Raw genomic sequence first — 21,985 nt, 5'->3', positions numbered from 1 at the left:
TCCAAGGCGCGCCCCGCTGGGGCGTGCCTTCGGTGCTTGCGCTTGACAGCACTACCATACCGCGCAATCCTGACCCTGTACCTATCTCTACGACAGGCAAAGGAGGGCGCGATGAACATCGACCTCTCGCGGCGTGGCTTTCTGAAGCTGGCCGGCGCGGGTGTCGCGGCAACCTCGCTGGGAGCCATGGGCTTTGGCGAGGCAGAGGCGGCGGAGCAGGCGCATGTGCGTGCCTTCAAGCTGGCCTCGATGACCGAGACGCGCAACACCTGCACCTATTGCTCGGTTGCCTGTGGCATCCTGATCTATTCCAAGGGCGACGTCGCGGCCGGTGAAAACGCCGTCATCACCCATATCGAGGGCGATGCCGACCACCCGACCAACCGCGGCACGCTGTGCCCGAAAGGCGCGGCGCTGAAGGACATCGTCCATTCCGAAACCCGCCTGACCGCGCCCCGCATCCGCCGCCCCGGCGCCGCCGGCTTCGAGGAGATCAGCTGGGACGAGGCGCTGGACAAGATCGCCCGCGCGCTGAAGGACGACCGCGACGCCAACATGGTGCTGACCAACGATCTCGGCGTGCCGGTGAACCGCTGGACCACCACGGGCTTCCTGGCCGCCTCGGCCACCACCAATGAAACCGCATGGCTGACCTACAAGACGGTGCGCGCCATGGGGATCGTCGGATTCGACAACCAGGCGCGCGTCTGACACGGCCCCACGGTGTCCAGTTTGGGCCCGACATTTGGCCGCGGAGCGATGACCAACCCCTGGACCGACATCAAGAACACCGACCTGGTGATCGTGATGGGCGGGAATGCCGCCGAAGCCCATCCCTGCGGCTTCAAATGGGTGACCGAAGCCAAGGCGCGGCGCGGCGCCAAGCTGATCGTCGTGGACCCAAGGTTCACGCGCACGGCATCCGTATCTGATTATTACGCCCCGATCCGGCCCGGTTCGGACATCACCTTCCTGATGGCGCTCATCAACTGGATGATCCAGAACGACAGGGTCCAATGGGACTATGTCAGGAACTTCACCAACGCGCCCTTCATCGTGAAGGACGAGTTCGGCTGGAGCGACGGGCTGTTCTCGGGCTACGACCCCGAAAAGCGCGACTATGACAAGTCGAGCTGGGACTACGTCATCGGCGAGGACGGCTTCGCCCAGGTCGACATGACGCTGCAAAACCCGCGCTGCGTCTGGAACCTGCTGAAAGAGCATGTCTCGCGCTATACGCCCGAGCTGGTCGCGCAGGTCTGCGGCACGCCCAAGGACCGTTTCCTGCATATCGCGGAAATGATCGGCGAATGCGCGGCGCCCGACAAGGCCATGACCTCGATGTATGCGCTGGGCTGGACGCAGCATTCCAAGGGCGCGCAGAACATCCGCGGCATGGCGATGCTGCAGCTGGTGCTGGGCAATATCGGCGTGCGCGGCGGCGGCATGAACGCCTTGCGCGGGCATTCCAACATCCAGGGCCTGACCGACATCGGGCTGATGTCGAACCTGCTGCCCGGCTACATGAACGTCCCGACCGAGGCGGAGCCGGACCTGGCGACCTATATGTCCAGCCGCGCCTTCAAGCCGCTGCGGCCGGGCCAGACCAGCTATTGGCAGAACTACTCCAAGTTCTTCGTCAGCTTCATGAAGGCGATGTGGGGCGATGCCGCCACGGCCCAGAACGAATGGGCCTATCACTGGCTGCCCAAGCTGGACGTGCCGACCTATGACGTGTTGCGCATGTTCGAGCTGATGAAGGCGGGCAAGGTCAACAACTACTTCTGCCAGGGCTTCAACCCGCTTCTGGCCTTCCCCGACCGCGGCAAGCTGACCGAGGCCTTCAGCAAGCTGAAGCTGCTGGTCGTCATGGACCCGCTGGAGACCGAGACCGCCCGCTTCTGGGAAAACCACGGCGAACACAACGACGTGGACACCGCCGCGATCCAGACCGAGGTGATCCAGCTGCCCACCACCTGCTTTGCCGAGGACGACGGCTCGCTGGTGAACTCGGGGCGCTGGCTGCAATGGCACTGGGCGGCGGGCACGCCGCCGGGCCAGTCGAAACGCGACACCTGGATCATGTCGCAGATCTTCCAGCGCGTCAGGACGCTTTACCAGGACGAGGGCGGCATCCTGCCCGAGCCGATCCTGAACCTGACCTGGGACTATGCCGACCCCGAGGAACCGACGGCCGAGGAACTGGCGAAAGAGATGAACGGCCGGGCGCTTGCCGATGTCCACGATCTCAAGGACACCGCCAAGCTGCTGACCCCGGCGGGCAAGCTTCTGGCGAACTTCAGCCAGTATCGCGACGACGGCTCGACCATGGGCGCCTGCTGGATCTTCTCGGGCTCCTGGACGGAAGACGGCAACATGATGGCCCGGCGCGACAACGCCGACCCCGACGACGTCGGCCTGTTCCCGAACTGGACCTATGCCTGGCCGCTGAACCGGCGCATCCTCTACAACCGCGCCTCGGCCGATCTGCAGGGCAAGCCCTGGGACGCCAGCCGCAAGCTGATGGAATGGGACGGCGAGAAATGGGCCGGCTACGACGTGCCCGACATCGCCCCGACCTCGAAACCCGGCGAGGTCGGCCCCTTCATCATGAACCAGGAAGGCACCTCGCGGCTGTTCACCCGCGGCATGATGCGCGACGGGCCGTTCCCGACCCATATGGAGCCGTTCGAAAGCCCCATCGCCAACGTCTTCAACCCCGAGATGCGGGGCAATCCGGTGGCGCGGGTCTTTGTCGACGATGCCGAGCAATTCGCCACCAGCGACGAATTCCCCTTCGTCGCGACCTCCTACCGGCTGACCGAGCATTTCCACTACTGGACCAAGAACAACCGCATCAACGCGGCCCTCCAGCCCGAATTCTTCGTCGAGATCAGCGAGGAGCTGGCGGCGCTGAAGGGCATCACCAGGGGCGGCTGGGTGCGGGTCTGGTCCAAGCGCGGCTCGGTCAAGGCCAAGGCGCTGGTGACGAAACGGCTCAAGCCGCTGCAATGCGGCGACAAGACCGTCTATGTCGTCGGCATCCCGCTGCATTGGGGCTTTGTCGGCGCGGCGCGCAAGGGCTGGGGGCCGAACAGCCTGACGCCCTTTGTCGGCGACGCCAATGTGGAAACGCCTGAATTCAAGGCGTTCCTCGTCAATATCGAACCGGCAACCGGGGAGGCGGTGTCATGACCACGGACCCCAAGCTCGACAGCCCGCGCACCGCGGTCGCCAATCCGCCGATCCAGCCCATGCCCACCAACCTGGGCGCGGGCGACGTGATCCGCGCCTCGGCCATGCCCGACCTGGCCCCGCCGACGCGCGAGCTGACGCCGGTGGCGAAGCTGATCGACGTCAGCAAATGCATCGGCTGCAAGGCCTGCCAGTCGGCCTGCGCCGAATGGAACGACACCCATCCCGAGATCGAGCACAATACCGGCGTCTATGAGAACCCCCACGACCTGACGCCCGAGATGTTCACGCTGATGCGGTTCTCGGAATACGACAACCCCGAGACCGGCGATCTCGAATGGCTGATCCGCAAGGACGGCTGCATGCATTGCGTCGATCCCGGCTGCCTCAAGGCCTGCCCGGCCCCGGGCGCCATCGTGCAATATTCGAACGGCATCGTCGATTTCATCCACGAGAACTGCATCGGCTGCGGCTATTGCGTGACCGGCTGCCCGTTCAACATCCCGCGCATCAGCCAGAAGACCCATGTCAGCTACAAATGCACGCTCTGTTCCGACCGGGTGGCGGTGGGACAGGGGCCGGCCTGCGCCAAGGCCTGCCCGACCCAGGCCATCGTCTTTGGCCACAAGGAGGACATGATCGCCCATGCCGAAGAGCGCGTGGCCGACCTGAAGTCCCGCGGCTATGAAAACGCCGGCATCTACGACCCCGAGGGCGTCGGCGGCACGCATGTGTTCTATGTGCTGCACCATGCCGACAAGCCGGCGCTGTATTCCAACCTGCCCGAGAATCCGCGCATCTCGCCCGTGGTCGAGGGCTGGAAGGGTGTCACCAAGACGCTGGGCCTGGCGGCCATCGGCCTGGCCGCGGTCGGCTCGGTCCTGCACGGGCTCCTCGGCCGCGCCAATACCGTCAGCGCCGAGGACGAGCACGAGGCCGAGGAACTCGTCGATCCCAACCCCCCGCCCGAGAGGACATGATGGCAAAGCGCATCTTTTCCCAACCCGGCGACCATATCGAGACCACCGCCCCGGTGACGGTCAGCCGTTACCGCGGCTTTACCCGCGCCAATCACTGGGTCACCGCCGGCAGCCTGATCGTGCTGCTGCTGTCGGGTATGGCACTGTTCCACCCGGCGCTTTACTTCCTGACCGGGCTTTTCGGCGGCGGCCAAGCCACGCGCTGGCTGCACCCTTTCGTCGGCGTCCTGCTGTTCTTCAGCTTCTTCATCCTGTTCCTGCAGCTCTGGCGCCTGAACCTGCCGCGCGCCGAGGACGTGACCTGGGTCGAGAACATCGGCGACGTGCTCAAGGGCGACGAGGAAAAGCTACCCGAGCTGGGCAAGTACAATGCCGGGCAGAAGTTCATCTTCTGGGCCATGTCGGCGCTGATCGTGGTGCTGATCGTCTCGGGCGTGATGGTGTGGGAGCAATATTTCCCGCATCTGGTCTCGATCCCGGCGCGCCGCTGGGCCATGCTGGTGCATTCGCTGGCGGCAGTGGCGATCATCCTGACCTTCATCCTGCACGTCTATGCGGCGTTCTGGACCCGCGGCACGCTGCGCGCGATGACGCGCGGCACCGTCACCGGCGGCTGGGCCTGGAAGCACCACCGCAAATGGCTGCGGGAACTGGCTGGACGCGAGCGGCGCGGCCCGGCAGAGTAGGGCCAGCCCGGCCGTTCCGGCCCGCAAGGGAGCTCATGTCCGCAAGCCTGAAACCCGACCCCTTCATGCTCGGCGGCATCGCCCGGGTGCCGCTGGTGCGCCTGCCCGATCCGCAGGCGCTGTTTGCCGCCCGCGCCGGGCGCTTCGATTTCCTGGCCGGGCATAATGCCAACCTGGCGCCCTATCTGCGCTTCCTGGCGGCGATCTGCCGGGCGCAGGCCCAGCTTGCCGCCGAACTGCCCGCCCCTGCACTGCTGCCGGACGCAACCATCGAGCAGGCCCGCGCCGCCCGCATGCCGCCCCTGGACCGCCAGGTGCTGCGCGCGCCGCTGGCCCAGGCGCTGGCCGCCCTGCTGCCCAAGCTGGAAGCCGTCGAGATGCCCGAGCCTGCCCGGCTGGCCTTGGCCGCCTTGGCCGCGGCCGAGGATGCGGACCGCGACTGGGTCATCGGCAATGTGCTCTCGGACACCATTCCCGCCGACAGCGTTGCCCCGCATGTCTTCGCCGCTGCGGCCTTGCAGGTCGTGGCCAGCCTGCATGCCGCCGCCCTGCCCGGCGACAGGCTGGTGGCGATCCGCACCGGCACCTGTCCGGCCTGCGGCGGCCGCCCGGTCGCCAGCCTCGTCACCGAAAACATCGGCGCCGAGGGCGCGCGTTACTGCGCCTGCGCCACCTGCCAGGCGCTGTGGAACGAGGTACGGGTGAAATGCACCTGCTGCGGCTCGACCAAGGGCATCACCTATCGTTCGGTCGAAACCGAAGAGGCCACGGTCAAGGCCGAATGCTGCCGGGAATGCGGCCAATGGGTCAAGATCTTGTATCAGAACAAGAACCCGACCCTGGAAGTTGTAGCAGACGATGTGGCAAGCCTCGGCCTTGACCTGATGATGCGCGACACGGAATGGCGGCGCGGCGGCTTCGATCCCTTCCTGGCGGGGTTCTGATGTCGCTGCGCGGCCTGCCCTCGGTCGACCGGCTGCTGGCCGAATGCGGGGCGCTGATCGAAAACCATGGCCGGGCGCAGGTCACAGACGCCCTGCGCGCCGAACTGGCGGCGGTCCGCGAAGCCCGACCCGATCCGCTGCCCGATGCGGCGGCGATCCTGGCGCTGGCGCAGGCCCGGCTGGCGCGGCTGGCGCAATCCCGGTTGCGCCCGGTGCTGAACCTGACCGGCACCGTGCTGCACACCAACCTTGGCCGCGCCCTGCTGGCCGATGCGGCGATCGAGGCCGCACTGGCCGCCATGCGCGCCCCCGCCGCGCTGGAATTCGATCTCGACACCGGCGGGCGCGGCGAACGCGACAGCCACCTGCGCGGGCTGCTGTGCGAACTGACCGGGGCCGAGGATGCGACCGTCGTCAACAACAACGCCTCGGCGGTGCTGATCGTGCTGAACACGCTGGCGCGGGGCCGCGAGGCCGTGGTCTCGCGCGGGGAGTTGATCGAGATCGGCGGCGCCTTCCGCATGCCCGCGATCATGGAGCAGGCCGGCTGCCGGCTGCGCGAGGTCGGCACCACCAACCGCACCCATGCCAGGGACTACCGTCAGGCCATCGGCCCCGAGACCGGCCTGCTGATGAAGGTCCACACCTCGAACTACCGCATCGAGGGCTTCACCAAAGAGGTGCCGGCCCCCGAACTGGCGCAGATCGCGCATCAGGCGGGCCTGCCCATGGTCAACGACCTCGGCTCGGGAACGCTCGTGGACCTGCGCCGCTGGGGCCTCGCGCCCGAGCCGACGGTGGCCGAGGCGGTGGCCGAGGGCGCCGATGTCGTCACCTTCTCGGGCGACAAGCTGCTGGGCGGGCCGCAGGCGGGCTTCATCGTCGGCCGGCGCGAGATCGTCGCCGCCATCAACAGGAACCCGCTGAAACGCGCCCTCCGCATGGACAAGATCCGCATCGCCGCGACCGAGGCGACGCTGCGGCTGTATCGCGACCCCGACCGGCTGGCCGAGCGGCTGCCGACCCTGCGCCTGCTCTCGCGCCCGCTGGCCGAGATCCGCGCGCAGGCCGAACGGCTGGCGCCGATGGTCGCGCGCGCGCTTGGCTGCACCGTGACCGTGACCCCCTGCGCCAGCCAGATCGGCTCGGGCGCGCTGCCGACCGACACCATCCCCAGCGCCGGCCTGGCCCTGACGCCGCGCCCCGAGGCGCTGGCCGAAAGGCTGCGCGGGCTTTCCACTCCGATCATCGGCCGCATCCATGACGGCGCGCTGATCCTCGACCTGCGTTGCCTGCCCGATGACGCGGCGCTGACCCAAGCCCTGGCATGATCGTCGGGACGGCCGGCCATATCGACCATGGCAAGACCGCCCTGGTCAAGGCGCTGACCGGCGTGGACGCCGACCGCCTGGCCGAGGAAAAGGCCCGCGGCATCACCATCGAGCTGGGCTTCGCCTATGCCGACCTGGGCGCGGGCAGCGTCACCGGATTCGTGGATGTGCCGGGGCACGAGAAATTCGTCCATACCATGCTGGCCGGCGCCGGCGGCATCGACCTGGCGCTGCTGGTCGTCGCCGCCGATGACGGCATCATGCCGCAAACCCGCGAGCATCTGGCCATCCTCGACCTGCTGGGCATCCGACGCGGCATGGTCGCGCTGACCAAATCCGACCTGGCCGGCCCCGAGCGGCTGGCCGCGCTGCGCGCCGAGATCGCCGAATTGCTGGCCCCGACTGGGCTTGACGGCGCGCCGGTCTTCCCGGTCTCCTCGCTGACCGGCGCCGGCATTCCCGCCTTGCGCGACGCCCTGGCCCGGGCCGAGGCCGAGACCGCCGCCCGCGCCACCGGCGACCGCTTCCGCATGGCCATCGACCGCAGCTTCACTTTGGCTGGGGCCGGCACCGTCGTCACCGGCACCGTGCTCTCGGGCCGGGTCGCGACCGGGGACCAGGTCACGCTCAGCCCCTCCGGCCTGCCGGCGCGGGTGCGCGGCATCCATGCCCAGAACCGCAAGGCGGATCAGGGGCTTGCCGGCCAGCGCTGCGCCCTGAACCTTGCCGGCGAGGCGATCACGCGCGAGGCGATCCACCGCGGCGACCTGGCGCTGGACCCGGTGCTGCACGCGCCGACGCAGCGCATCGACGTCACCCTGGGCGTGCTTGCCGGCGAACCGAAGCCGCTGGCCACCTGGTTCCCCGCCCGCCTGCACCTCGGCGCGGCCGAGACCGGCGCCCGCATCGTGCCGCTGCAAGGCCCGCTGGGTCCGGGCAAGTCCGGGCTGGCGCAGATCGTGCTGGACCGCCCTGTCGCCGCAGCCTTCGGCGAGCGCTTCATCCTGCGCGATACCTCGGCCCGGCGCACCATCGGCGGCGGCAGCCTGATCGACCTGCGTGCGCCCGCCCGCCACCGCGCGCGCCCCGAGCGGCTGGCGCAGCTCGCCGCCATGGCCCTGCCCGACCCGGCCAAGGCCCTGGCCGCCATGGCCCGGCTGGAGGCGGTGGACCTCGACGCCTTCGCCCGCGACCGCGCGCTGGCGCCGCCGGGTCTGGCCCAGGCCGTGGCCGAATCAGACGTCGCCGTCATCCCCGGCACCCGGCAGGCGCTGTCGCCCGAACTGCTCGACAGATTGCGCCAAGGGGTCACCGCCCAGCTCACCGCCTTCCACGCCGAGAACGCCGATCTGCAGGGCCTGGGCCGCGAGCGCCTGCGCTTGGCCGTGCATCCCCGCCTGCCGCGCCCCGACTTCACCGCCCTTCTGCGCGCCGAGGCCGAGGCCGGCCGCATCGCGCTCGACGGCGCCTTCGTCCGCCTGCCCGGCCACCTGCCCCGGCTCTCGGACCAGGACGAGGCGCTGCTGGCCCGGATCCTGCCGCGCCTGAACGGCGACGAACGGTTCCGCCCGCCCCGCGTCCGCGACTTCGCCACCGAAATGGGCGCCGACGAGGCCGAGATCCGCCGCATCCTGCGCATGGCCGCGCGCCAGGGCCGCCTCGACCAGATTGCGCATGACCATTTCTTCGCCCGCGCCACCACGATCGAGATGGTCGCCATCATCCGCGATGTCGCGGCGCAGGCCCCGGACGGCTGGTTCACCGCCCCCGCCTTTCGCGACCGGGTGCAGAACGGCCGCAAGGTGGCGATCCAGATCCTGGATTTCTTCGACCGGCTGGGTCTGACCTTGCGCCGGGGCGATCTTCGTCGCATCAATCCGCATCGGATCGACCTGTTCCAGCCGGACGGCCCCGATATGTGAACCATAGAGAAGAGAAGCGTCCCCGGTGGGGCGGCCGGACTTCAAATCCGCACGAAAAACCAGCAATTGCCCGCGTGGAAAGTTGCGAAAGCGCCTGGAACCTTTCCAGAACGCATCGTGAATATTGCGATGACCCGCCTTCTGAACGGCGATCATCCGACGGCTTCGGCACATGGATCCCGAACGACTATCGCGACTTGCGGGACCGCATTCTCGGAGAGGGTGCGGAATGAGCGTCTATTGCTCCTCGCTCGCGTGGCGTCATGGCCCGGCGGATCGAAACGACCTGCTGGTGCTTCTCGCCATCGCTGATTTTGCGGATGACGACGGCTATTGCTGGCCCTCCATAAAGTCGCTCGCGCAGAAGGCGCGAATGACCGAGAGGGGCGTTCAGAAGATCGCTCGGCGCCTTGAGGCCATGGGGCTCGTTTCGATCCAGACCGGAACCGGGCGGCGCAACTGCAACGAGTATACGTTGAACCTCGACCTGCTGAAAAAGGGTGAACGGGAAACCCTGAACCGTGTTCACCCCGAACCCGGAAACATAAACCCCGAACCGGTGAACAGGAAAAGGTGAACGGCGGTTCACCCGAACCATCAGGAACCATCAATAATCATCAGGATGATGATGACCGCGTGCGCGAACCAGACCATTTTCGGGGAAAGATCCTTGAGGCGGTCAGTCTCGATCCAGGCCGGAAGGCGGCGCCGGCCGACATGGCCGAGGCACGGCGATGGCTTGAGCTTCCGCATATCACTGAAGATCTGGTTTGCGAGCTGATCCGGAACGTCATGGCTCGAAAGGGTGACGGGCCACCTCACAGCCTGGCCTATTTCACCGAGGAGGTGCGCCGCGCTCGCGCCTCGAGGCGAGCAAAGCTCCGCTGACGCCGGCGACGCAGGCAGCCCGGCGTCAGCGAGGCGGTTCCCATGGCCGCCCGTTCGGGGGAGATCGATCTGGACGCGCTGGGCGCGCTGTTCGCGGCGAAGCTGGCCAGCGGGACCTATGTCGCGCCCTCGGCCATCAGCCCGCGGCTGGCCAGGCACATGCTGGCCAGCGGGCTGGCATCGGCTGACGACCTGCGGCGGGTTGGGGTGACGGCATGAGCCCCGGCGCTGCGGGCTGCGGCGAAAGCCCGCGGCCCGCCCCGCATCGGTCTGTTTCGCCCGACCAGCTTGGGTGCACGGCGGCCGTGACGCGCTGTCGGGGGCTTTCCGAAAAGGGGATCGTGACTTTTACTGCAACGCAGGGAAAGTCCTCTGGCTGGCGCCCCGGGCCCCCCCTGTCGCGGGTCCTTTCGAGGCCCCCAACCGCACGCGGGTCGCAAAACCCCGCGAAAATTCGCATGGGCGTGGGCTTTTTTTCGTCGATTTATCTTTATATTCGCCGCGGCGCCCCGGAGGCCGAAAACCCCCGTTTTGCCCCTCAATCCCCCACTATGAAATCGCGCCAGAGGAACGCGACCGGATGCACCCGTAACGTCAGGCAAGCCAGCACTAAGAAAGGTTTTGCCATGCTGCCGCGCCTGAAAACCACCATCGAGATCGACGGCGAGACCGCGCAACGCGTCGAGGCAGAACGCGAGCGGATCGCGGCTGAAACCGGGCTGCCGAAGGTGTCGCTCGCTTCCGTTATCGCCGCCGTCCTGCGCCGGGGGCTGCCGGCCTCGCCCTGCGACGGGGCCAAGCCGCCCATGCAGCCGCGCCGCGCTCGCTGATTTTTCCAGCTAGGAACCGCCATGAGTTTCAAGAACAATTTCCCTTCGACCGCAGCCAGGGCCGCAATCGCAGCGTCGTCGGGCAATATCTGACCCGCGACCAGCAGCCCGCCGAAAGCGCGGCCATGCACCTGCTGCGCCTGGCGCATGAGGAAGCCAGCCGCGTCCAGTCGCTTGGCCCGCCAACGCCGGCGGCGGCCTCGGGGCATGCCGGCCAGGTCGCGGATACCCCGGCCATGGAGCGGCTCACCGATGCCGTCGCGCATGCGCGCCGCGCGCTGCCTTTTGTCGAACACGCGCCGGGTCGTGACCTGGACCGCACCCTACGCATTCCGATGCCGGCGGCGCGCATGGTCACGCTCGACATCGGCGCCGATCATCTGCCCGTCTTCGATGCGCCGTCAGGCAACCAGCCCAGCGAAGCCATGACCCTGGCCGAAAGCCTGCTGACCCATGCCCGCACGTTGCAAGCCGGGGCGCATCTGCTGATCGAGCCCAAGGGCCGCGTCATCGAGACCGGCACCGGCGTGCCCGCGCTTCAGGTGGTGCCCATGGGCCTCGAGGTGGTGCGGGCCGCGCCCTTCGCGGTGGTGACGGACCCGGATGGCGATCTGGACCCCGAGAACCCGGGCACGGCCGCGCTGACGCCGCTTGCCTCTGTCTTGGTCGGTGATCGTATCGACCGGCCGGACGATCTGAAAAACTACGTGTTCCGCGTCTCGCTGACCCGCCGTGAACAGAAGGACCGTCGCGACGGCGAGCTGCTGGCCGCTCTGCTGCACGCCATCACGCTGGGTCTGGCGCAGGCGGCCGATGCCGAGCTTCTGGGCGCGATCCTGGCGGCTGATCCGGGGGTGTTCAGCCTGGGCGCCGCTGCGGCCAAGGGCGTGCGCTTTCACGAGCTGCGCGCTATCGTCGGTACCGATGAGGCGCTGAACGGTTCGGATTTCGGCCCGGGCTATGGCGACCAGGCCGGCCGGTTGTTCGTCCATTCGATCCCGGCCGAGCTGTGCGCCGCCGCCGACCGGACGGTGATCGGCGCTTTCGACCGCTTCGGTCTGGCCATCGGCGGCGAGCTCCGGCTGTTGATCGACCGCACCGCCGGCGATGGCAGTCTGACCGCCACCTGCTGGTGCGCGATGAAGGCCGTCCTGCCCGACCCGGGCTTTGCCTGGCGCTTTACCCCGGTGATGCCGTGATGGGCCTGCGGGACTGGTTCAGCCCCCGCAGCGCGCATCGGCCCGCACCTGCGGCGCCGGGGAACATGCTGCCGGCCGAGGTCGTGGCGGTGGTGCGGGCGGCAAGCATCCGCAACGCCAACCGCCCGGATGCCGAGGGCAGCCCGATCATCCATGTGACGGCGCCGGCGCTGGGCCGGTTCCGCTGGGTCGATCTGGACAAGGCTGCCGACCGCATTTCGGATGCCTGACCCGAGCTGACGCCCGCCCAGTGCTTCCGCGCGGCCCAGCTGATCGAGGCGGCGGTGGGTGATGATGTTCGAGATCGAGATCATCGGCCAGACCCGGCCAGCCTCGCCCCTGCGCTCCGCACCGCGGGCAGGGATCATCCTGCATGGTCAGGCCCGCTTTGCCGGCGAGTGCATCAGCGTGGACTGGGCGACTGCGCTGCACCTGATCGCCAACGGCCGCGCCAAGCCCGCGCCGGGCGTGGTGATACCGCTGGTGGACCCGGAGCGGCGCCAATGAGCCGATGGAGCCGCCGCATCCCCAGCCCGCAAGTTTCCATCGAGGTTGATCTTCACCAGGTCAAGATGGTGATTGATGAGCTGAAAAGTACCAAGGAGGAGGTCGGCGCTTCCCTATCCAAAGCGCTGCGCCGTACCGCCAGCGCCTTGCGCGTCATGTCGTCCAAGCGCCTGATTCCCGAACTTCAGCTGCGCCGCGCTATGGACCTGCGCAAACGGCTGAAAACCATGAAGGTACGGGCCAAGGGCAAGGACGCCGAACAGGTGATCGGCTTGTGGTTCGGGCTGTCCAGGATGCCGGTCTCGGCCTTCAAGGGCCGGCCCGTACAGACCGGCAAAGGCGTGAGCTTTCGAGGCAGAGAATATGAGGGCCGATTCCTGGCAACCATGCCAGGAAAGACGCATGCCGGAATGTTCCGCCGCAAGGGTCGTGCGCGTTTGCCGATTGTCGGTCAGAACGTCGAGATCAAGGATATGGTGGACCCGATCATCGAGGATGAAATCTTCCCGAAGGCGACGGAAATATCCATCCGGAACTTCCTGCATGATCTGAAGTGGCGTGCCCGCCAGCGGAACAAGCCTTCAGCCGGGGAATAGCATCAGGATACCCGGCGCGTCGCTCATGGGGCGGGACGGGCGGACGGGCGGGATGCGCCTGGCCTCTCTTCATCAGCCGAAGCATCCGGGCAAGTCGGCGAGTGCCCCATAACCCCGACATGGCGCGGCCGTGGCCTTGTCGGCGCGGCGCCACAGCCCCGGTGCAGCACATGCTGGCCGGGGCTTTCTCATTGCGCCAGCGGCGCGCCACGGCAGAACCTGCATTGCAGGACGGACGCACGGCGTTATCGCACAACCACCAACGGGGGATGTTGCAACCGTGCGACACTCCCCACTGGGGAGCGTCGGCTCCCGATGGGGGCTGGACCGCGACACTTCCGCTAACGGCGGAAGTGTCTGGACACATCCTCCAAGAGGGCGTCAGACCCCGGCCAGCTTGCGCAGTGCCTCGTCTATGCGGCTTTGCCAGCCCGGGCCGCCGGCCTTGAAATAGGCGATCACCTCGGGGCTAAGCCGGATGGTGGTGCTGACCTTGGGACCTCGAGACCGGCGGCCAGGGCAACCTCGGCGGCCGCCGGACTGCGCGCGCCATCGCCGCCGTCGCCGCCTGGCACGGGCTTGCGGGCGAGCTCGGCCTCGACCCGATCCACATGGCGATCGCCTTTACCCGGCAGCGCCCCTTCGCCTGCATCCCAATCATCGGCGCCACGACCACGGCGCAGCTCGACCACCTGCTGGCCGGGATCGACCTGGTGCTGCCCCCGGACGCGCTGCGCCGCATCGACCAGCTGCACCGCGCCCACCCGCTGCCCTATTGAACCGACGCCACGGCAGCATTGGCAGCCGCGCCCCGGCCGGGCAATCTGGCCCCGCCGCTCAAGGAGGAACCCATGCTGCCGCCCATCCTGTCGCATCTGCGCATCCCCGTCGTCGCCTCGCCCATGTTCATCGTCTCGGGGCCCGACCTGGTCATCGCGCAATGCAAGGCCGGCATCGTCGGCAGCTTCCCGGCGCTGAACGCCCGCGAGAAACCCGGCGAAGCCCCGCTGCTCGACGCCTGGCTGACCCGCATCGCCGAGGAGCTCGACCGCCACAACCAGGCCAATCCCGATCGCCCGGCCGCGCCCTTCGCGGTGAACCAGATCGTGCATCGCAGCAATGCGCGGCTGGAACGCGACATCGAGATCTGCCACCGCCACAAGGTGCCGATCTGGATCACCAGCCTGGGCGCCCGGCCCGAGGTAAACGCAGCCGCGCATGACTGCGGCGGCATCGCGCTGCATGACGTCATCAACAACACTTTCGCCCGAAAGGCCATCGACAAGGGCGCCGACGGGCTGATCGCGGTCGCGGCGGGCGCGGGAGGCCATGCCGGCCCGCAATCGCCCTTTGCGCTGGTCCAGGAAATCCGCGCCTGGTTCGACGGCCCGCTGCTGCTTTCCGGCGCCATCGCCACCGGCCGCGCCGTGCTGGCGGCGCAGGCCATGGGCGCCGACCTCGCCTATGTCGGCAGCCCGTTCATCGCCACCACCGAATCCAGCGCCCAGCCGGAATACAAGCAGATGATCGCCGAAAGCGGCGCCGAAGATATCGTCACCTCGGCCCTCTTCACCGGCGTCTCGGGCAATTACCTCGCGCCGTCGATCCGCGCGGCCGGGCTCGACCCGGAAAACCTCGCGACGGCCGATGCCACGGCGATGGATTTCGACAAGGCCACCTCGGGCGGCAAGCCCAAGGCCTGGAGCCAGATCTGGGGCTCGGGCCAGGGCATCGGTGTGGTCAAATCCGTGACCCCGGCCGCCGAACTCATCGACCGCCTGGCCACGGAATACGTCGCCGCCCGCCGCCGCCTCTGCGCCGACTGAGCGCGCTTCACCGTTTCCCAAATACTCAAGAAGCCGCGCGCCCGGGGCCCGCGGCTTCTTTGCTCTGCAAATACCCCCGGCGACGCCGCAACCGGCGCCCAGGGCTCAGCTGACCGCCAGCCCCTCGGTCGAGGCAAAGAACATCGCCTGCGATACCGCCGAGCGCACCTGCTCCTCGGAATAGGGCTTCGAGATCAGGAAGGCCGGCTCCGGCCGGTCGCCGGTCAGCAGCCGCTCGGGGAAGGCGGTGATGAAGATCACCGGAATGTCGCCCATGTCGGCCAGCAGCTCGTTCACCGCGTCGATGCCCGAGGAACCGTCGGCCAGCTGGATATCGGCCAGGATCAGGTCCGGCCGCTTCTGATGCGCCAGTTCGACCGCGGCCTTGTGGGTGCGGGCGATGCCGGTCACGTCATGGCCCATGGCCTGGACGATGCCTTTCAGGTCCATGGCGATGATGGTTTCGTCCTCGATCACCATGACCTTGCCGGACAGCGTCTGGCTCATCTCGCTCAGCGCGATCTGCACCAGCTCCTCGGCCTCGGCCTGCGGGCATTGCATGACCTGCGCGATCTGGTCGTAGCGCAGCTCCTCGATGGTGCGCAGAAGCAGCGCCTCGCGCGAATTCGGCGTCAAGCCGCGCAGATGCGCCTGGGCGCGGGCCTCGCGCGGGGTCTGCGCCTCGGCCTCGACCGGCTGGCCCGAGCTTTGCCAGATGGCGTGGAAGGTGCGGAACAGGCCGATGCGGGTGTCATCGCCCTGCATGGCGCTGCGGTCGGCCAGGATGGCCTCGAGCGTGGCGGCGGCATAATTGTCGCCGGCTGTCTGGCTGCCGGTCAGCGCACGCGCATAGCGGCGAAGATAGGGCAGCTCTCGGCTGATGGATTGGGCGAGATCCGCTGCGGACATGGCTTCCTCGAAAAATACGTTCCTGTTTGGAACTTGACCGGATACGTAGCGGTTAGGTGGTGTTGACAAAAGGGATTCACAGGGTGGCCTGATCGTGATTCAAGCTGGTACCTGCAATGGAGACCAGCTTGGCACGAGACCTGATGTCGGACGAGGAATGGGCGTTTCATGAGCGCTTCATTCTGGCCGTGCGCGCCCCGAACGGGCGCAAGCCCGCAAATCACCGCCTTGTTCTTGATGGGATTTTCTGGATCGCGCGGACCGGCTCTCCTTGGCGCGACCTCCCAGAAGAGTTCGGGAAGTGGTCCAGTGTCTACCGCCAGTTCCGGCGCTGGACCCTGGCGGGGTTGTGGGAGCAGATCCTCGAAGCGCTGAACGAAAGTCGGATCGTGCCGGATGCGCTCCAGATGATCGACAGCACCGTGATCCGCGCCCATCATCAGGCAGCGGGCGCAAAAGGGGGACTCCAAGACAGGGTTTTGGCCGTTCAAGAGGTGGTTTCACGACCAAGGTCCACCTGCGCGTCAATGCTGCCGGGCTGCCAATGAGGTCGGACATCACGCCGGGCCAGACATCGGACTACCTGGGCTTTGATCTGGTCATGGACGACAACCTGCCGGAGCCTTGCATCCTGCTGGCCGATCGCGGCTATGACTCCGACAAGGTTCGCAAAACCATGGAGGCGCGTAGCATCCTGCCGGTGGTCCCGATGCGCAAGTCTCGCAGGCTCCGTGTCGCTGTCGATCGCAGGCTCTACCGGCTGCGGAACCTTGTCGAGCGGTGCTTCAACAAGCTCAAGAACGCTCGCCGTGTCGCCACCCGCTACGACAAGACCGCCGAAAGCTTCCTTGGCTTCATCGATATCACGTCGATCCGCCTCTGGCTCCGCCATTTGTCAACATGACCTAGGCAAGGTGCGCACAAGATTTTCGGGAATAACTAAAAAATGAATACGAGGCGGGAAGAACGCAGGCGGGCCGCGATCGAGAAGCAGATCGACGAGAATCTGCGGCGTGTCTATGAACAGGAAGCCACCCAGCAAATTCCCGACAAGTTCTTGCAGTTGCTCGACAAATTGCGCGAGCAGGAGTAATCCGCATGACCTTCCAGAAACCGGCGAAAGCCGCCCGCTCCGAAGGCCATGGCGACCCTCGGGACGAATTGGTGGACCATCTGCCGGCGCTGCGGGCTTTTGCGCTGTCGCTGACGCGCGAAGGCGCCTCGGCCGACGACCTGGTGCAGGACACCATCGTCAAGGCCTGGACTCATATCGACAAGTTCCAGCCCGGCACCAACCTGCGGGCCTGGCTCTTCACCATCCTGCGCAACACCTTCTATTCCGCCCGGCGCAAGACCCGGCGCGAGGTCAGCGACACCGACGGCATCCATGCCGCCCGCCAGGCCGCGCGGCCCGAGCATGACGGCCGCCTGGCCCTGAACGATTTCCGCCACGCCTTCGAGAAGCTGCCCGACGAGCAGCGCGAGGCGCTGATCCTGGTCGGGGCCTCGGGCTTTTCCTACGAGGAAGCCGCCTCGATGACCGGCGTCGCCGTCGGCACGGTCAAGTCGCGCGCCAACCGCGGCCGCCGCCGCCTGGCCGAGCTGCTGCACCTGGAAGAGGGCGAGGAGCTCGAGATGACCGACCGCGCCACGCTGGCGGTCATGGCGCAGAACAACCCCGTCCTGCGCTGAGTCCCGCCCGTGCTGCGGCGTCTGTTCGACCGGATGGAATTCACCAAGGGCCTGGGCTTCCGGCTGGGCGGCCTCTTGTCGGTGGCGATCCTGCCGATCGGGCTGATCTCGGTCATCCAGACCCTGCACCTGTCGCGCGAATACGAACGCAGCTCGGAAATCGCGCTGCTGGGCCGCACCGCGACCGCCGCCGCCGGCGAACGCGCGCTTTTGCAAGGCGCGCTCGGCACCGCCGACGCGCTGGGCCCGGCGGTGCTGGAAACCATGGACCGGCCGCAGGCCTGTTCCGACATCATGCGCGGCTTCGTGCAGCGCACGGTCAGCTTCGTCTATGCCGGCTTCACCCGGCTGGACGGGGTCACGGAATGCTCCTCGATGCCGGGGGTGCATGACGTCTCGGACGACCCGGCCTATCGCCAGTTCCGCGACAGTCCGGGCACGCTGGTCACCAGCAGCCCGGTGGGCGCGGTCGGCGGCCTGCCGGTGGTGATCGTGATCCAGCCGCTTTATCGCGGCGTCGATCTTTTGGGCTATATCAGCGTCTCGCTGTCGCATGACATGCTGCGCTCGACCCATGTCGCCGAACTGGGCACCGACGGCGCCCGCATCCTGACCTTCAACAACCAGGGCCAGGTGCTGTCCGCCGACAGCGAGCCCCTGGCGGATTTCGACGAGGTGCTGCCGCGCGACAAGTCGCTGACCTCGCTGCTGTCGCGCAGCGAGACCACCTTCCGCGACTATACCAGCGCGGGCGAGCGGCGGGTGTTCAGTGTCGTGCCGGTGGTGCCGGGCCTGGTCTATGCGCTGGGCTCGTGGAACCGCGCCGACAGCGGCATCGCCGGCATCGACATCACCCGGCGCACGGCGCTGATCCTGCCCCTGATCCTGTGGGCGGCCTCGCTGGTCGTGGCCTATTTCGCGGTCTATCGCCTGGTGCTGCGCCATATCCGCGAATTGCGCGGCCAGATGCGCCGCTTCGCCATCGGCGACCGCTCGGCCCCGCCGCCGGTCCTGACCGACGCCCCGGCCGAGATCGAGGACATGAGCCAGACCTTCCACAACATGGCCCGCATCCTGATCCGCGACGAAGAGGCGATGGAGGCGGCGGTCAACGAAAAGACCGTGCTGCTGAAAGAGGTGCATCACCGGGTCAAGAACAACCTGCAGCTGATCGCCTCGATCATCAACATGCAGATCCGCATGATCGACCACGACGACGCGCGCCGGGTGCTGCGCTCGGTCCAGGACCGGGTGGCCTCGCTGGCGACGATCTATCGCAACCTTTACCAGGCCGAGCACCTGGATTCGGTCGAGGCCGACCGGCTGATCAGCGACATCATCAACCAGATGGCCAATGCCTCGGTCGGGCCCGGCGGCGGCTTGCGCATCGAGACACAGCTCGAGCCTTTGGTGCTGATGCCCGACCAGGCGGTGCCGCTGACGCTGCTGGCGACCGAGGCCTTTACCAATGCGCTGAAATATTCCGGCGTGGCCGATCCGCAGGCCCGGCCCTGGGTGCGGGTGCAACTGGGCATGGACGGCCCGCATCACGCCGTGCTCGAGGTCGAGAACTCGGTCGGCGCCGCGAGCGTTGCCGAAAGCACCGGCCTCGGCAGCCAGCTGATCGAGGCCTTCGCCATGCAGCTGGAGGGCGAGGCAACGCAAGAGGCCGACGACCGCCGCTATCTGCTGCGGCTGCGGTTCCGGGTCGAGAACCTGGCGAAACGCGAAACCGGCACGCCGGGCCCGGTGGTGCTGACCTCCGCCTCCAGGCCGGGGGCGCGGCATTAGGGGGGAATTTTTCTGCCGTTCTTGCGTCGGCGGCATTGTCTGCTTTGAGTTAGAATGCCGTCTTCGGAAGTCGAGAGGCTGACTGAGATAGCAGTAACCCCTCGAGGCGCTATAAGCCGAGAGCGCTTCCAACAGACTGGAAGACACCCTCAACCGCCTTGCCAGCCTTGACAAATTCATTGCCCTCTCCCGGGCCCTCCTGAATATCTTTCATACCGTTGTTGATAATCTTGACAGCCTCGTGGTTAGGGCCGGGCATCAACACGTTATCGTGCCAAAACCCATAGGCTTGGCAAGCCACACTGTTACTGCCTATCGCATTGCATACCCCGTCGCGAACATCCTCCGCAGCCCGCCGCAGGTCATTGTTGGGACCGAAGCATCCCTCATCAGTTCCAATGCCGTGGTCCCAGCATTTGCCAAGTTCTCTAGCAGTCAATTGTCCGCCCGTGCAGATTGCGAAGGCTTTAGGATTTCCGCCTGTCCTGACCGCGCAGTTGACCGCAATCTGCTGCTCGGGCGTGAGATCCTTGGCCAGCGCGCAGGCCGCTGACGCATAGAGGTCGCCCTTGTTGTCAGTAACGCAGCGCTGATAATATCGCTCGTTCTCGCCCAGGAAATTTTGACCGAGGCAATCTGCGACATCGTATGCATCCTCTCCTTCCTCTTCCATGCAATCCCTTACCTCGACATAGTTTTCGTAGGCTTCTGACGCGCTATCGTTCCCGATCGAACAGAGCGCTTGCCTGGCCGGATCGTCCTCGTATTCCTCGACGCATGTTGCAACCTGCCGGTAGTCCTCGGGCAATGCCTTCTGTGTCACGCATGTGAAGAACTCTTCTTGAGTAGATGAGTTCTCGTAACATCGCTGCAACCCTACTTGGTCAGGGATTGAAGGAGCGGCAAAACGCATTCCGATTCCGTTCTGACCAGGAGAACGATCCATGCCTCCCGGAGCAATGAACGCGATGGTCGGATCAATGCTTAAGAAACTGTCGAGACCGGGAACGTGACTCGTCAGCACTTGGGCTGGAGGAGGACAGGGAAAGGTGCCGGGAAGGCCGCAGGCATGTGGCTCAATGCAGGGCGGATAAGGCGGAGCACCGCAGGCGGGTGCGTAGGGAAAACTCGGCGGCCCGCAGGCGATCGTGAAGGGGCTGAATGGCCGGCCGCAAGGCTGCGGCAAGGGACAGAAAGGTAGGCCGAGCGCACCGCAGAATTGCCCTGAGTTCAAGGACTGCGAGATGCTGCCGCAGGGGCCGCCTGATAGGCAGGAGATCAGGACATTTTCCGGCACTATTTCGCCGGAGCACATCTGCATCAGCATGATGTTGGTAGCGCCGTTTTGCCAACAGGCAATAATGGTAGCGCGGTCTTGCGCGCGCGTCTCATGCCCATAGAATATCAATGACAGGAACAGAATCAGAACTCTGTAAGGGCGCATGACGGTCTCCGAACGGATTGAACGATCAAACCGAATCAAATATTGCCTCGGCAATCATAACACTGAACGGTGAGCGCACCTCTGGGAAATTTTCACTTACAAAGACTTTGACTATGAAACTTGGTACAAACAAATACGGATTCCAACAGGGTACTAAGCATCCTGCTCATTTACGTCTGCGTCTCACGCAGAATCTTAGGCACAGTTTCGCTGCAACCAGCTTGGAGCAGTTGTTCTCGGAGTTGCGGTACAGCAGCGAAATGCGCTTCTGGTGCACAGGTAAGGGACTGCGCTTGGAAGGTCGCGTCTTGTTGCTGACGGCCTGATCTCCGTAAAGATTCACCACAACCACAGTACCTGCATCCTCACCCCCCGTCCCCCCGCGCCGCCTGCCGCAGCTTCCGTGCCGCGAGGAACCGCCGCCGCCGCGCCAGCTCCAGGTTCAGCATCGCGCCCAACAGCACGGTGAACCCGCCCAGGTAGAACCACATCAACAGCGCGATCACCGCCCCGATCGAGCCATAGATGCGGTTGTAGCTGTTGAAGCTCGCCAGATAGGCCGAGAAGCCGTAGGACACCCCGGCCCAGGCCAGCGCCGCAAAGACCGAGCCCCAGGTGAAGATCGGCGTGCGCGGCGTCTTCACGTTCGGCCCGTAGCGATAGATGATGCCGATCACCAAGAGAACGATGAAGAAGATCGCCATCCAAGGCACCGAGCCGATCAGCCAGTTCCGCAGCGGCACGTCGGGCAGGAAGTTGAAGGCGATGGGCACCAGGATGATCGTCGCCAGCCCCAGCGCGATCACGCCGACGATGACCAGCGTCAGCAGATAGGCCAGGATGAAGCCCCAGATCGTCGGATGCGAGCGCACGCCATGCGCGGCGTTCAGCCCCTGGATCAGGCCTCCGACCCCCTGCCGGGCCGAGATCGTCGCGATCAGGAAGGAAATCGCCGTGGTCCAGCCCAGCTGCGTGCGCCCGGCGGCGATCAGCGAATTGATCTGGCCATAGATGATGTCCGCCGCGCCCGAGGGGATGAATTCGTCGGTGGCATGGACATATTGCTCCAGCTGCTGCGGGTCGTACCACAGCCCCCACAGCGCAAACAGCGCCGCCAGGCCGGGGAAGACCGCGAACATGGCATAGAAGGCCACGCCCGCCGCGATCAGAGTCATGTGGATCTTGTCCATGCGCTCGAAGATCGCCTGAAGGAACAGCCACCAATCCCTGATCACATTCCCGTCC

Annotated in this window: 23 protein-coding genes and 1 pseudogene; 20 read left to right on the top strand and 4 right to left on the bottom strand. The window is 66.4% G+C overall.

Features of this window, described 5'->3' with window-relative positions:
• Positions 1-111 precede the first annotated feature (111 nt).
• From fdnG to ASV56_RS08605, 14 genes are all read left to right on the top strand, one after another.
• Entirely contained in the window at positions 112-3,195 is a 3,084-nt protein-coding gene (gene fdnG, locus ASV56_RS08665) for a formate dehydrogenase-N subunit alpha (RefSeq protein ID WP_082724768.1), read from the top strand.
• Positions 3,192-4,175, top strand: coding sequence for a formate dehydrogenase subunit beta (gene fdxH / locus ASV56_RS08660; protein WP_062561615.1), 984 nt, complete (start codon positions 3,192-3,194; stop codon positions 4,173-4,175). Before fdnG ends, fdxH begins: the two co-directional genes overlap by 4 nt.
• Positions 4,175-4,861 carry a formate dehydrogenase subunit gamma gene (locus tag ASV56_RS08655; RefSeq protein WP_062561614.1) on the top strand — a complete coding sequence of 229 codons (687 nt, stop codon included), beginning with the start codon at positions 4,175-4,177 and terminating at the stop codon, positions 4,859-4,861. Before fdxH ends, ASV56_RS08655 begins: the two co-directional genes overlap by 1 nt.
• 35 nt (positions 4,862-4,896) lie before the next feature.
• Positions 4,897-5,805, top strand: coding sequence for a formate dehydrogenase accessory protein FdhE (gene fdhE / locus ASV56_RS08650; RefSeq protein ID WP_062561613.1), 909 nt, complete (start codon positions 4,897-4,899; stop codon positions 5,803-5,805).
• Complete coding sequence (selA, locus tag ASV56_RS08645; RefSeq protein ID WP_062561612.1) at positions 5,805-7,136, top strand: L-seryl-tRNA(Sec) selenium transferase; 1,332 nt, start codon at positions 5,805-5,807, stop codon at positions 7,134-7,136. The genes fdhE and selA overlap by 1 nt, the downstream gene beginning before the upstream one ends.
• Entirely contained in the window at positions 7,133-9,058 is a 1,926-nt protein-coding gene (gene selB / locus ASV56_RS08640; protein ID WP_062561611.1) for a selenocysteine-specific translation elongation factor, read from the top strand. Before selA ends, selB begins: the two co-directional genes overlap by 4 nt.
• Before the next feature lie 229 nt (positions 9,059-9,287).
• Positions 9,288-9,635, top strand: coding sequence for a helix-turn-helix domain-containing protein (locus tag ASV56_RS08635; protein WP_062561610.1), 348 nt, complete (start codon positions 9,288-9,290; stop codon positions 9,633-9,635).
• Positions 9,632-9,946, top strand: a complete 315-nt coding sequence (locus ASV56_RS24135; protein ID WP_216635374.1) for a hypothetical protein — start codon at positions 9,632-9,634, stop codon at positions 9,944-9,946. Before ASV56_RS08635 ends, ASV56_RS24135 begins: the two co-directional genes overlap by 4 nt.
• Before the next feature lie 42 nt (positions 9,947-9,988).
• Complete coding sequence (locus tag ASV56_RS23535; protein ID WP_156429112.1) at positions 9,989-10,165, top strand: hypothetical protein; 177 nt, start codon at positions 9,989-9,991, stop codon at positions 10,163-10,165.
• Positions 10,166-10,572: 407 nt separating this feature from the next.
• Complete coding sequence (locus ASV56_RS08625; RefSeq protein WP_017999038.1) at positions 10,573-10,776, top strand: hypothetical protein; 204 nt, start codon at positions 10,573-10,575, stop codon at positions 10,774-10,776.
• A 125-nt stretch (positions 10,777-10,901) separates the two neighbouring features.
• On the top strand, positions 10,902-11,975 hold the full coding sequence (locus ASV56_RS08620; RefSeq protein WP_062561608.1) for a hypothetical protein: 1,074 nt from the start codon (positions 10,902-10,904) through the stop codon (positions 11,973-11,975).
• Positions 11,975-12,205 (top strand): hypothetical protein, encoded by a 231-nt coding sequence (locus tag ASV56_RS08615; protein WP_062561455.1) that lies wholly within the window; start codon positions 11,975-11,977, stop codon positions 12,203-12,205. Before ASV56_RS08620 ends, ASV56_RS08615 begins: the two co-directional genes overlap by 1 nt.
• A gap of 64 nt (positions 12,206-12,269) precedes the next feature.
• Positions 12,270-12,482: a hypothetical protein gene (locus ASV56_RS08610; RefSeq protein WP_156429101.1), complete on the top strand. Its 213-nt coding sequence runs from the start codon at positions 12,270-12,272 to the stop codon at positions 12,480-12,482.
• On the top strand, positions 12,479-13,078 hold the full coding sequence (locus tag ASV56_RS08605) for a hypothetical protein (protein ID WP_062561457.1): 600 nt from the start codon (positions 12,479-12,481) through the stop codon (positions 13,076-13,078). The genes ASV56_RS08610 and ASV56_RS08605 overlap by 4 nt, the downstream gene beginning before the upstream one ends.
• Positions 13,079-13,459: 381 nt before the next feature.
• Here ASV56_RS08605 and ASV56_RS22685 read toward each other — a convergent pair.
• Positions 13,460-13,600, bottom strand: a pseudogene (locus ASV56_RS22685) (BrnA antitoxin family protein); the annotation flags it as partial.
• Positions 13,601-13,629: 29 nt separating this feature from the next.
• On the opposite strand from ASV56_RS22685, the gene ASV56_RS23530 reads away from it, so the two are divergent.
• On the top strand, positions 13,630-13,857 hold the full coding sequence (locus ASV56_RS23530) for an aldo/keto reductase (RefSeq protein WP_253879993.1): 228 nt from the start codon (positions 13,630-13,632) through the stop codon (positions 13,855-13,857).
• Between the two features lie 72 nt (positions 13,858-13,929).
• Entirely contained in the window at positions 13,930-14,904 is a 975-nt protein-coding gene (locus ASV56_RS08600) for an NAD(P)H-dependent flavin oxidoreductase (protein ID WP_062561607.1), read from the top strand.
• A gap of 105 nt (positions 14,905-15,009) precedes the next feature.
• Here the strand turns inward: ASV56_RS08600 and ASV56_RS08595 are convergent, their stop codons facing one another.
• On the bottom strand, positions 15,010-15,813 hold the full coding sequence (locus ASV56_RS08595; protein WP_062561606.1) for a response regulator: 804 nt from the start codon (positions 15,811-15,813) through the stop codon (positions 15,010-15,012).
• 116 nt (positions 15,814-15,929) lie between these two features.
• On the opposite strand from ASV56_RS08595, the gene ASV56_RS22680 reads away from it, so the two are divergent.
• The 4 genes from ASV56_RS22680 to ASV56_RS08570 all read left to right on the top strand — a co-directional run bounded on the left by ASV56_RS22680 (position 15,930) and on the right by ASV56_RS08570 (position 19,296).
• A protein-coding gene (locus tag ASV56_RS22680) for an IS5 family transposase (protein ID WP_123130128.1) occupies positions 15,930-16,717 on the top strand; the annotation gives its coding sequence in 2 pieces (ribosomal slippage) (positions 15,930-16,266 and positions 16,266-16,717; 789 coding nt in all).
• Between the two features lie 42 nt (positions 16,718-16,759).
• Positions 16,760-16,906, top strand: a complete 147-nt coding sequence (locus ASV56_RS08580; RefSeq protein WP_017999070.1) for a NepR family anti-sigma factor — start codon at positions 16,760-16,762, stop codon at positions 16,904-16,906.
• Positions 16,907-16,911: 5 nt separating this feature from the next.
• Positions 16,912-17,505: an RNA polymerase sigma factor gene (locus tag ASV56_RS08575; RefSeq protein ID WP_017999071.1), complete on the top strand. Its 594-nt coding sequence runs from the start codon at positions 16,912-16,914 to the stop codon at positions 17,503-17,505.
• Between the two features lie 9 nt (positions 17,506-17,514).
• Positions 17,515-19,296: a sensor histidine kinase gene (locus ASV56_RS08570; RefSeq protein WP_062561605.1), complete on the top strand. Its 1,782-nt coding sequence runs from the start codon at positions 17,515-17,517 to the stop codon at positions 19,294-19,296.
• Between the two features lie 109 nt (positions 19,297-19,405).
• Here ASV56_RS08570 and ASV56_RS23525 read toward each other — a convergent pair whose 3' ends face one another.
• On the bottom strand, positions 19,406-20,740 hold the full coding sequence (locus tag ASV56_RS23525; protein ID WP_156429111.1) for a hypothetical protein: 1,335 nt from the start codon (positions 20,738-20,740) through the stop codon (positions 19,406-19,408).
• A gap of 365 nt (positions 20,741-21,105) precedes the next feature.
• Positions 21,106-21,975, bottom strand: a complete 870-nt coding sequence (locus tag ASV56_RS08565; protein ID WP_253879927.1) for a YihY/virulence factor BrkB family protein — start codon at positions 21,973-21,975, stop codon at positions 21,106-21,108.
• Between the last annotated feature and the right edge of the window lie 10 nt (positions 21,976-21,985).

The organism is Paracoccus aminovorans, from assembly GCF_001546115.1.
GTDB classification, from domain to species: Bacteria; Pseudomonadota; Alphaproteobacteria; order Rhodobacterales; family Rhodobacteraceae; genus Paracoccus; species Paracoccus aminovorans_B.
This window is presented reverse-complemented; position numbering and strand designations above follow the sequence as displayed.

What these genes read in the sequence shown, in the direction of transcription:
- fdxH (WP_062561615.1), top strand. Translation starts at nt 3,192, where the DNA reads ATGACCACGGACCCCAAGCTCGACAGCCCGCGCACCGCGGTCGCCAAT.
- ASV56_RS08655 (WP_062561614.1), top strand. Translation starts at nt 4,175, where the DNA reads ATGGCAAAGCGCATCTTTTCCCAACCCGGCGACCATATCGAGACCACC.
- fdhE (WP_062561613.1), top strand. Translation starts at nt 4,897, where the DNA reads ATGTCCGCAAGCCTGAAACCCGACCCCTTCATGCTCGGCGGCATCGCC.
- selA (WP_062561612.1), top strand. Translation starts at nt 5,805, where the DNA reads ATGTCGCTGCGCGGCCTGCCCTCGGTCGACCGGCTGCTGGCCGAATGC.
- selB (WP_062561611.1), top strand. Translation starts at nt 7,133, where the DNA reads ATGATCGTCGGGACGGCCGGCCATATCGACCATGGCAAGACCGCCCTG.
- ASV56_RS08635 (WP_062561610.1), top strand. Translation starts at nt 9,288, where the DNA reads ATGAGCGTCTATTGCTCCTCGCTCGCGTGGCGTCATGGCCCGGCGGAT.
- ASV56_RS23535 (WP_156429112.1), top strand. Translation starts at nt 9,989, where the DNA reads ATGGCCGCCCGTTCGGGGGAGATCGATCTGGACGCGCTGGGCGCGCTG.
- ASV56_RS08625 (WP_017999038.1), top strand. Translation starts at nt 10,573, where the DNA reads ATGCTGCCGCGCCTGAAAACCACCATCGAGATCGACGGCGAGACCGCG.
- ASV56_RS08620 (WP_062561608.1), top strand. Translation starts at nt 10,902, where the DNA reads ATGCACCTGCTGCGCCTGGCGCATGAGGAAGCCAGCCGCGTCCAGTCG.
- ASV56_RS08615 (WP_062561455.1), top strand. Translation starts at nt 11,975, where the DNA reads ATGGGCCTGCGGGACTGGTTCAGCCCCCGCAGCGCGCATCGGCCCGCA.
- ASV56_RS08610 (WP_156429101.1), top strand. Translation starts at nt 12,270, where the DNA reads ATGTTCGAGATCGAGATCATCGGCCAGACCCGGCCAGCCTCGCCCCTG.
- ASV56_RS08605 (WP_062561457.1), top strand. Translation starts at nt 12,479, where the DNA reads ATGAGCCGATGGAGCCGCCGCATCCCCAGCCCGCAAGTTTCCATCGAG.
- ASV56_RS08600 (WP_062561607.1), top strand. Translation starts at nt 13,930, where the DNA reads ATGCTGCCGCCCATCCTGTCGCATCTGCGCATCCCCGTCGTCGCCTCG.
- ASV56_RS08595 (WP_062561606.1), bottom strand. Translation starts at nt 15,813, where the DNA reads ATGTCCGCAGCGGATCTCGCCCAATCCATCAGCCGAGAGCTGCCCTAT.
- ASV56_RS08580 (WP_017999070.1), top strand. Translation starts at nt 16,760, where the DNA reads ATGAATACGAGGCGGGAAGAACGCAGGCGGGCCGCGATCGAGAAGCAG.
- ASV56_RS08575 (WP_017999071.1), top strand. Translation starts at nt 16,912, where the DNA reads ATGACCTTCCAGAAACCGGCGAAAGCCGCCCGCTCCGAAGGCCATGGC.
- ASV56_RS23525 (WP_156429111.1), bottom strand. Translation starts at nt 20,740, where the DNA reads ATGCGCCCTTACAGAGTTCTGATTCTGTTCCTGTCATTGATATTCTAT.